The following is an 8,865-nucleotide window of genomic DNA, read 5'->3' as shown; positions in this document are numbered from 1 at the left end:
CCGTTCTTTAATTTTGTAAACTTAGGTGAGGCTTGGATTAAATGATCGAAGCCTCACGTTTCTAACAGCATAGGTGATAGACGTGAAAAGAAATGAATTAACGAAAGGCGTGATGGCAGCTCTAATGCTGACCAGTTCCTTAGCTATGGCGGGATCGGATTATCCGGCGGCTGATTATCAGCCAAAGGTGCTCTATACCAATCCTGAATATAACGACAGCAAAGCGGCACCAGCTGCTGCAGCACCCGCGGCAAAACCAGCTGCGAAAGAAGTTGAAGCAGATCCAGCTTTCCCAGCGACGAACTTCCAACCTAAAGTGTTATACAGCGATGCTGAGTATAAGCATAGCGCGGCAGCACCAAGTGCGGCTAAATCGTCAAGCTCATCTGTCTCCACAACTTCTGCGGAAGCAGCAGTAGATGTTATACAAACAGAAAAAGCTGCTTCTTCCGATTTTTCCTACATCGGCTTGGTTTTGTTGGCAGTGGCCGGATTTTTTATCTACAACAAAAAATCGCCTAAAAGTGTCAAAGGTTCTTCAGCAAGTGATTACCAAGTTGCATCTGGTGCAACAGGTGTGGAAAAGTATCTGGAAAAAATGGGTGCCAATAAAACCGGTGTTGCCAAATACTTGGAAAAACAAGATTCCAATCCTGCTACAGGTGTTGCCAAATACATGGCAAAGCAAATCGTAAGAGACAGGGAAGCGGCCGCTGCGAAAGCGACCGGCGTGGAAAAGTATTTGCGTGATAAAGGTTAATAGCATCTGATTTATGATGCTGATCGCTGGAACTTAAGGGTTAAGCGTTAACTCTCATCCGGTAGATTTAAGTAATCGCCACTTCGTATGTTTTAAAGCGTGCTTTTCGGCTTTGAATATATGCCAAGTGGCGATTCAGTCTTATCAATATATCTAAAAATAGAGTTTCTTCACCAGGGACTCTTTTGCAATCAATCTCCTGCAAGAATTGCTGAACATCTTTTACTTGTAAAGCTCGGTTCAAACGAGGGGGAAAAATTAATAACACATCTGAGGATAATCCTATGGCAAAAAACTTACTCGAACAACTCCGCGAAATGACTGTTGTTGTTGCCGATACCGGTGACATTCAAGCGATTGAAACATTTAAACCACGCGATGCGACCACCAATCCATCATTGATTACCGCTGCCGCGCAAATGCCGCAGTATCAAGGTATCGTTGATGATACTTTGAAAGGTGCAAGAGCAACCCTGGGGGCTGGCGCTTCAGCCGCAGATGTTGTTTCTTTGGCCTTTGATCGTTTGGCGGTATCTTTTGGTCTCAAAATATTGGAAATCATCGAAGGCCGTGTATCAACCGAAGTCGATGCGCGCTTGTCTTTCGATACTGAAGGCACCATTGCCAAAGGCCGGGACCTGATTAAACAATACGAAGCCGCCGGTATTTCTAAAGAGCGCGTGCTGATCAAAATTGCTGCAACATGGGAAGGTATCCAAGCTGCTGCTGTATTGGAAAAAGAAGGCATTCACACCAACTTGACGTTGTTGTTTGGTTTGCATCAAGCGATTGCTTGCGCGGAAAACGGTATTACGCTGATTTCTCCGTTCGTTGGTCGTATTCTGGACTGGTACAAAAAAGACACCGGTCGCGACTCTTACGCGCCAACCGAAGACCCAGGCGTATTGTCAGTAACTGAAATCTACAACTACTACAAAAAATTCGGTTACAAAACCGAAGTAATGGGCGCAAGCTTCAGAAACATCGGCGAAATTACCGAACTGGCCGGTAGTGATTTATTGACTATTGCACCATCGTTGTTGGCTGAACTGCAATCCGTTGAAGGCGACCTGCCGCGTAAACTGGATCCTGCAAATGCTGCAAATGCCACGATTGAAAAAATCACTGTCGATAAAGCTACTTTTGAGCGTATGCACGAAGAAAACCGTATGGCAAAAGAAAAATTGGCGGAAGGTATCGACGGTTTCGCCAAAGCTTTAGAAGCCTTGGAAAAATTGTTGTCAGAGCGTTTGGCTAGTTTGGAAGCTTAAAAAGATAGCTGGCAGCGAGTTGGTCTCGTTGCCAGTGTTTCATCACGAATTTCTCGGGTTGCTTAGTTTTTGAGCAATCCGATTCCTAAGCAGGATTTATGGCATGTCTCAGAAAATATTAGATGTTGTTAAGCCCGGTGTCGTAACCGGCGAAGATGTACAAAAAATCTTTGCAATTTGCAAAGAGAACAAATTTGCTTTACCTGCTGTGAACGTGATCAGCACCGATACCATCAACTCGGTATTGGAAGCGGCGGCAAAAGTAAAGTCACCGGTAGTGATTCAGTTCTCCAACGGTGGCGCGGCATTTGTTGCCGGTAAAGGCTTGAAACTGGAAGGACAGGGCTGCTCAATTGTTGGTGCGATTTCCGGTGCTCATCACGTGCATGCTCTGGCTGAACATTACGGCGTACCGGTTATTTTACATACCGATCATGCTGCAAAAAAATTGCTGCCATGGGTTGACGGTATGTTGGATGCGGGCGAAAAACACTTCGCTGCAACCGGTAAGCCATTGTTCAGCTCGCACATGCTGGATCTTTCCGAAGAAAGCCTGCAAGAAAACATCGAAATCTGCGGTAAGTACCTGGAGCGCATGTCCAAAATGGGTATGACTCTGGAAATCGAATTGGGTTGTACCGGCGGCGAGGAAGACGGTGTCGACAACAGCGGTATGGATCATTCTGCGCTGTATACCCAGCCGGAAGATGTTGCTTACGCTTACGAGCAACTGAGCAAAATCAGTCACAGATTCACTATTGCTGCTTCGTTCGGTAACGTTCATGGTGTTTACTCTCCAGGTAACGTTAAATTGACGCCGACAATTTTGGCTAACTCGCAAAAATACGTTTCGGAAAAATTCGGCTTGCCGCAAAACTCATTGAACTTCGTGTTCCATGGCGGTTCAGGCTCTTCTCCAGAAGAGATTAAAGAATCTATCAGCTACGGCGTCGTTAAAATGAACATCGATACCGACACCCAATGGGCTTCCTGGGCTGGTGTGATGGAGTTTTACAAGAAAAACGAAGCTTATTTGCAAGGCCAAATCGGTAACCCGGAAGGTGCCGATAAACCGAACAAAAAATACTATGACCCCCGTGTTTGGCAACGTGCCGGTCAAGTTGGCATGGTGACTCGTTTAGAGCAAGCCTTCCAAGAATTAAACGCTGTTAATTCGCTGTAATATCTTGATAAAGCTGCAAAGGCCGCTAGGTCTTTGCAGTCCTCTCTGTAAAACATTCATAATCTGAGTCAAAAATTTGACTTAAGAGCTACACTTCCTCCAGGTATTTTTTGCATACCTGAACCCCGCTTTTTGCCTAACTGCTTTCCAGTGACGGCTATACTATTATTCTAAAACGATGTTTTTTCTTGTATGATCGAATCCAGCTGTTTTTAGGGCAGTTGTCTGATTGAACTTAAGTATTTTGGCGCGTATTGTGCTGTAAAAAATTAAAAGGTGGAACATGGCAGAAGCCCAAGGGAAAGACGAAGGTAAGAAGTCTTCCAAAAAAATGATCGTAATAATCGCTGCGGTTGTGCTGGCTTTGGCGGGTGCGGGAGGTGGGGCTTATTTCTTTCTGAACAAGCCAGCCGACGCTGAGCATAAAGAAGAAGGGGATGCCAAGCACGGCAAGGAAGAGCATAAGGAAGAAGCCGCGCACGAAGAAGAAGCCGACCACGAAAAAGTCGCTGAGCCTGATGTTTATTATGATTTACCAACCCCATTATTGGTTAATTTCCCCGCAGGCTCTGGCGCAAAAGTCATCAGAATTTCTCTGACAATACTGATGAAAGGCGAGGCGAGTAAGGATGCAATGAAAAAGCATGAGCCCATGATACGCAATAATTTATTGATGGCAATCAGTGCAATTGGCGCTGAAAAAGCCAAAACTTTGGAAGGGAAGCAAGAACTAAAAGCCATGATGCAGGCAGAAATTGGCAAGGTTTTAGAAAAAATGGCCGGTAAAAATACCGTTAAAGATGTGTATTTCACTGAATTTGTAATGCAATAAATGTCAACCGCCGATCTATTATCTCAAGATGAAATCGATGCGCTACTGCATGGCGTGGACGACGGCGACGTCGATACCGGGGTTGACGATGACTATAGTCGAGGCTCGGCCAGAGTCTATGATTTTAATAGTCAGGAACGGATTGTTCGGGGGCGCATGCCCACCTTGGAAATGGTCAACGAGCGCTTTGCTCGCCATTTCCGGATTGCTTTATTTAATTTTTTAAGGCGCGCTGCGGAAATATCTGTTTCCGGGATTCAGGTGCAGAAGTTTTCCGAATTCATTCAAGGCTTATTCGTGCCGACTAATTTGAATGTGATTCGGATGTCGCCTTTACGCGGGCGGGCACTAATTGTGATGGAACCACGTTTGGTGTTTACCGCTGTCGATAACTTTTTCGGCGGCGGGGGACAGTTTTACAACAAAGTCGAAGGCCGGGAATTTACGCCGACTGAAATGCGCATTATTCGGCTAATTATCGATATGATTTTCAAAGATCTGGCTGAAGCCTGGAAACCGGTGATGGACATCGACTTTGAATACATCAATTCGGAAGTAAATCCGCAGTTTGCCAACATCGTCAGTCCTTCGGAAATCGTGGTGATATCCACTATCCATGTGGAACTGGAAGGCGGCGGCGGCGATATCAATATCGCGATGCCTTACTCCATGATCGAGCCGATTAGAGAGCTGCTGGATGCTGTAACCAGCGACCGCGGTGAAGTCGATGGTCGCTGGCAAGACTCGCTACGGAATGAAATTATGCGTAGCGAAGTGATAGTCAACAGTAAACTGATAGAAAAAGAAATGTCTATCAGCGAAGTGATTGAACTTAAAAAAGGCGATGTGATTCCTATAGAAATGCCGGAAACCGTATTGCTGGAAGTTGAAGACGTGCCGGTTTTTCGGGGTAAATTGGGTCTTTCGGATGGTAACTATGCCATCGAAATTATAGAAAAAATGACGCTGGACAACATTTGACAGCAGGGAAGGATAAGCATGAGTGAAAACGACGAAATCGGCGACGACTGGGCCGCCGCTATGAACGAGCAAGCCGATGCTGAAGCTGATTGGGGTGATGCGCTAAAGGAACAAGCAAACGCCGCCAAAAGCGCTCAACAAGGTTTTGCCGCTGCGGAGTTTCCGGAGTTTAGCGAGCAAAAATCCAAAAATAACGGTCCCAGCAGTGATGAAGTCAAGCTGGACGTGATTCTTGATGTGCCGGTGACGGTATCGTTGGAGATCGGCCGAACCAAAATTAATATCCGCAATTTGTTGCAGCTAAACCAGGGTTCTGTAGTGGAACTGGATCGTTTTGCCGGCGAACCCATGGATGTGCTGGTAAACGGTACTTTGGTCGCTCATGGCGAAGTAGTGGTGGTCAACGACAAGTTTGGTATTCGGCTGACCGACATTATCAGTCCGTCGGAACGAGTCAGAAAGCTCGGCTGATGTCTGTATCTCGCCTGACTACCCTAATTGTTTCGCTATCAATCGCTCCTTATGTATGGGCTGACGAAGCTGCTACGCTACCCAGGCAGACTGCAAAAGTAGTATCTTCCGGAGATGTCGCACAATGGCTGTTGGCTTTGATATTGGTATTGGCGGTATTTTTTCTGTCGGTTTGGCTGTTGCGTAAAAGCGGCGGTTTGGCTTTTGTCGGTAAAAGTCAGTTGGCGGTGTTGGCCGGATTGTCCTTGGGCATGCGCGAGAAATTGGTATTGGTTAAAGTCGGTGAGAAACAACTATTGCTAGGTGTTAGTGGCGGGCGTATCGATAAACTGCTTGAGCTCGAGGGTGATCAACGTTTGTTTATGAATAACGCAGAGGGACAGGAAACCAGCGTATTTGCCAAGAAATTGCTGCAAGTCATGCAAGGTAAGCACCATGATTAAGTTGATTTTTTCGTGCCTGATCACCGCGTTACTGTTTCTGCCGGAAACTGTTTATGCCGCAGTGGGCGTTGATGCCATTACCGTGACTAGCAACCCCAAGGGCGGCGAAACCTACACGGTCACCATTCAAATTTTAGCGTTGATGACCATGCTGACCTTGTTGCCTGCATTGTTGTTATCGATGACGTCTTTCACCCGGATCATGATCGTATTGGGCTTGCTCCGCCAAGCCATAGGTGCAGCGCAAGCGCCAAGCAATCAAGTGTTATTGGGGCTATCTCTATTTCTAACTATTTTCATCATGATGCCGGTGTTAGAAAAGGTTAATGAAACTGCCGTGCAGCCTTACATGGAAGAAAAAATTGACGCCGTAACTGCGTTGCAAAATGCCTCGGAGCCCTTCAAACAGTTCATGCTCAAGCAAACCCGCGAGACGGATCTGGATACCTTTGTGCGGATTTCCGGCCGCGAGCAAATCGATAAGCCGGAAGATGTGCCGTTTTCCTTGTTAGTGCCGGCTTATGTGACCAGTGAACTGAAAACCGCTTTTCAGATAGGTTTTCTGATTTTCTTGCCGTTCCTGGTCATCGATCTTGTGGTGGCCAGCGTATTGATGTCCATGGGTATGATGATGCTGTCCCCGATGATCGTGTCGTTGCCGTTTAAGATCATGTTGTTTGTACTGGCGGACGGTTGGACCATGGTGATGGAAATGCTGGCAGCCAGCTTTTACGTATAGGTTAACCCGATGATGACGCCGGAAACCATCTCGGTAATTGCCCAGGACACGGTACTGATTTCCTTGAAATTAATGGGGCCTATCCTGATTGCATCCTTGGTTGTTGGCTTGCTGGTGTCCATGTTCCAGGCGGCGACCTCGATCCAAGAACAGACTCTGACATTTATTCCCAAGCTGGCGACGATTATCGCGGTGTTGATGATAGCCGGCCCCGGCATGTTGCAAATGCTCATCGATTATTTCCAAGATTTGATGCGCGATATTCCTACGCTAATAGGATGAACTTCGGCGAAGACGAGTTACTGAGGTATCTTGCTTCGTTTGTCTGGCCATTCTTTCGTATCAGTTCCATGTTCATCACGGTGCCGGTTTTTAGCGTTAAAGCGGTGCCTGCCAAAGTAAGATTAATCGCTAGCCTATTGATTACCTGGGTAATTATGCCAACGTTACCGGCGATGCCGGATATTGAAATGTTTGGCTACCAAGGGTTTATGGTGGCGGTACAGCAGGTCGCTTTGGGCCTGACCACAGGATTTATCTTGCAGATGGTGTTTTCTATTATGTTGTTTGCCGGACAGACTATCGCTTACAGCATGGGCTTGGGCTTTGCATCCATGGTCGATCCGGCAACTGGCGTACAGGTCCCGGTGATTGCCCAGTTATTTGTGATTAGCGGCAGCTTGCTGTTTTTAGCGGTGGATGGTCATTTATTGCTGATCGAAATGTTGGCGCAAAGCTTCCATACTCTGCCGGTAGGCAGTATCGGCATGGATAAGACCGACTTATGGCGGGTAATCAGTTGGAGTAGTCTGATTTTCGCGGATGGTTTACTGCTATCCATGCCGGTGATGGCGACATTGTTATTCGTTAACATCAGTTTTGGTGTTGCGTCAAAAGCGGCGCCGCAGTTACAGATATTCGGTGTCGGCTTTCCGATCACCATCATGCTGGGTATGGGTTTAATCTGGATTGGCCTGCCGACCATGCTTGAAGGCTTTAGCGACATGCTGCATAACGGTTTTGCGCTGGTCGGTGCATTGTTGAGGTTGCAATAAATGGCAGAAGATTCCGGTCAAGATAAAACCGAAGACCCCACCGGTAAGCGACTTACCGATTCGCGAAAAAAGGGTCAGGTACCGCGCTCCAAGGAACTCAATACCTTTGTGACCTTGATTACCAGTGCCGCGCTGTTTTTCTATTCCGGTCAAGGCATGTGGCGCAGTATGCTGGAGATGATGAAGCATCCCTTGCAGTTGTCGCGGGAGGCAGTGTTCGATCCGGCGACACCTTTGATTTATCTGAAGGCGGCGTTTGCCGAAGGTTTGTGGGTAATTCTGCCGTTTTTGGTGGTGTTGGTGGTTGCCGATTTGGCGGCAGCGTTGATGTTGGGCGGTTGGAACTTTACCAGCGAAGCCTTCGAGGTGAAGTTTTCCAAGCTGAATCCGCTGACCGGAATCAAAAAAATCATCGGCATTCAAGGTGTGGTCGAACTGATCAAGGCCATTCTAAAAGTTATATTGGTGTCCGTCGTGTCCTGGAATTTGTTCAAGCTGTATTTCGACGATTTCATGGGTTTGAGTCGTTTGCCTATTGATCAGGCTATTCATCATGTCGGCGATATTATTTCCTTCTGTTTAATGATTCTGAGTGCCACTTTTTTATTGTTGGTGATGCTGGATGCACCCTATCAATTGTGGAATCACCAGCGCCAGCTGAAAATGACCAAGCAGGAAGTTCGCGATGAAGCCAAGGATCAAGAGGGTAATCCCGAGGTCAAAGGTAAAATCCGTCGCATGCAGATGGAGGCCGCACAACGGCGGATGATGGATGCGGTGCCTAGCGCTGACGTCATTGTCACCAACCCCACCCATTTTGCGGTGGCCTTAAAATACGATCAAAGCGGTAATGGCGCGCCCTTGCTGGTTGCTAAAGGTACCGATTTGGTTGCCGCGCAGATTCGGCAGTTGGCAATGGCCTCGCAAGTACCTTTGGTCGCGGCGCCTTCACTGGCGAGAGCTTTGTATTATTCCACCGACTTGAATCAGGAAATACCGCGTGGCTTATTTTTGGCGGTCGCTCAAGTATTAGCCTATGTTTTTCAATTACGGGCTTCGACGCAATACGGCTGGAACAAACCGGTTCCGCCTAGCGATGTGCAAGTACCCGACGACTTTAAGCAATAGCC

Annotated in this window: 11 protein-coding genes; all 11 read left to right on the top strand. The window is 47.1% G+C overall.

The window, feature by feature from the left end:
* Window positions 1-82: 82 nt before the first annotated feature.
* A complete protein-coding gene (locus NP589_RS14140; RefSeq protein ID WP_256607567.1) occupies window positions 83-760 on the top strand; it encodes a hypothetical protein in 678 nt (225 codons plus the stop codon).
* Window positions 761-1,044: 284 nt separating this feature from the next.
* Window positions 1,045-2,031, top strand: coding sequence for a transaldolase (locus NP589_RS14135; RefSeq protein WP_064009017.1), 987 nt, complete (start codon window positions 1,045-1,047; stop codon window positions 2,029-2,031).
* A gap of 103 nt (window positions 2,032-2,134) precedes the next feature.
* Entirely contained in the window at window positions 2,135-3,214 is a 1,080-nt protein-coding gene (fbaA, locus tag NP589_RS14130; RefSeq protein ID WP_064009018.1) for a class II fructose-bisphosphate aldolase, read from the top strand.
* Window positions 3,215-3,497: 283 nt separating this feature from the next.
* A complete protein-coding gene (locus NP589_RS14125) occupies window positions 3,498-4,046 on the top strand; it encodes a flagellar basal body-associated FliL family protein (protein WP_256607566.1) in 549 nt (182 codons plus the stop codon).
* Complete coding sequence (fliM, locus tag NP589_RS14120) at window positions 4,047-5,027, top strand: flagellar motor switch protein FliM (protein WP_064009020.1); 981 nt, start codon at window positions 4,047-4,049, stop codon at window positions 5,025-5,027.
* An 18-nt stretch (window positions 5,028-5,045) separates the two neighbouring features.
* Entirely contained in the window at window positions 5,046-5,498 is a 453-nt protein-coding gene (gene fliN, locus NP589_RS14115) for a flagellar motor switch protein FliN (RefSeq protein ID WP_064037666.1), read from the top strand.
* Window positions 5,498-5,941, top strand: a complete 444-nt coding sequence (gene fliO, locus NP589_RS14110; protein ID WP_256607565.1) for a flagellar biosynthetic protein FliO — start codon at window positions 5,498-5,500, stop codon at window positions 5,939-5,941. Before fliN ends, fliO begins: the two co-directional genes overlap by 1 nt.
* A complete protein-coding gene (fliP, locus tag NP589_RS14105) occupies window positions 5,934-6,680 on the top strand; it encodes a flagellar type III secretion system pore protein FliP (protein WP_256607564.1) in 747 nt (248 codons plus the stop codon). Before fliO ends, fliP begins: the two co-directional genes overlap by 8 nt.
* Before the next feature lie 9 nt (window positions 6,681-6,689).
* Window positions 6,690-6,962 (top strand): flagellar biosynthesis protein FliQ, encoded by a 273-nt coding sequence (gene fliQ, locus NP589_RS14100; protein ID WP_371929673.1) that lies wholly within the window; start codon window positions 6,690-6,692, stop codon window positions 6,960-6,962.
* The gene (gene fliR, locus NP589_RS14095) at window positions 6,959-7,735 is read left to right on the top strand and encodes a flagellar biosynthetic protein FliR (protein ID WP_064037668.1); all 777 of its coding nucleotides are present in this window, start codon (window positions 6,959-6,961) and stop codon (window positions 7,733-7,735) included. The genes fliQ and fliR overlap by 4 nt, the downstream gene beginning before the upstream one ends.
* A complete protein-coding gene (gene flhB, locus NP589_RS14090) occupies window positions 7,736-8,863 on the top strand; it encodes a flagellar biosynthesis protein FlhB (protein WP_256607563.1) in 1,128 nt (375 codons plus the stop codon).
* The last annotated feature ends 2 nt before the right edge of the window (window positions 8,864-8,865 follow it).

The organism is Methylomonas rosea (assembly GCF_024505055.1).
Lineage (GTDB): Bacteria > Pseudomonadota > Gammaproteobacteria > Methylococcales > Methylomonadaceae > Methylomonas > Methylomonas rosea.
The sequence above is the reverse complement of the archived record's forward strand: the minus strand, read 5'-3'. Positions and strand labels throughout refer to the sequence as shown.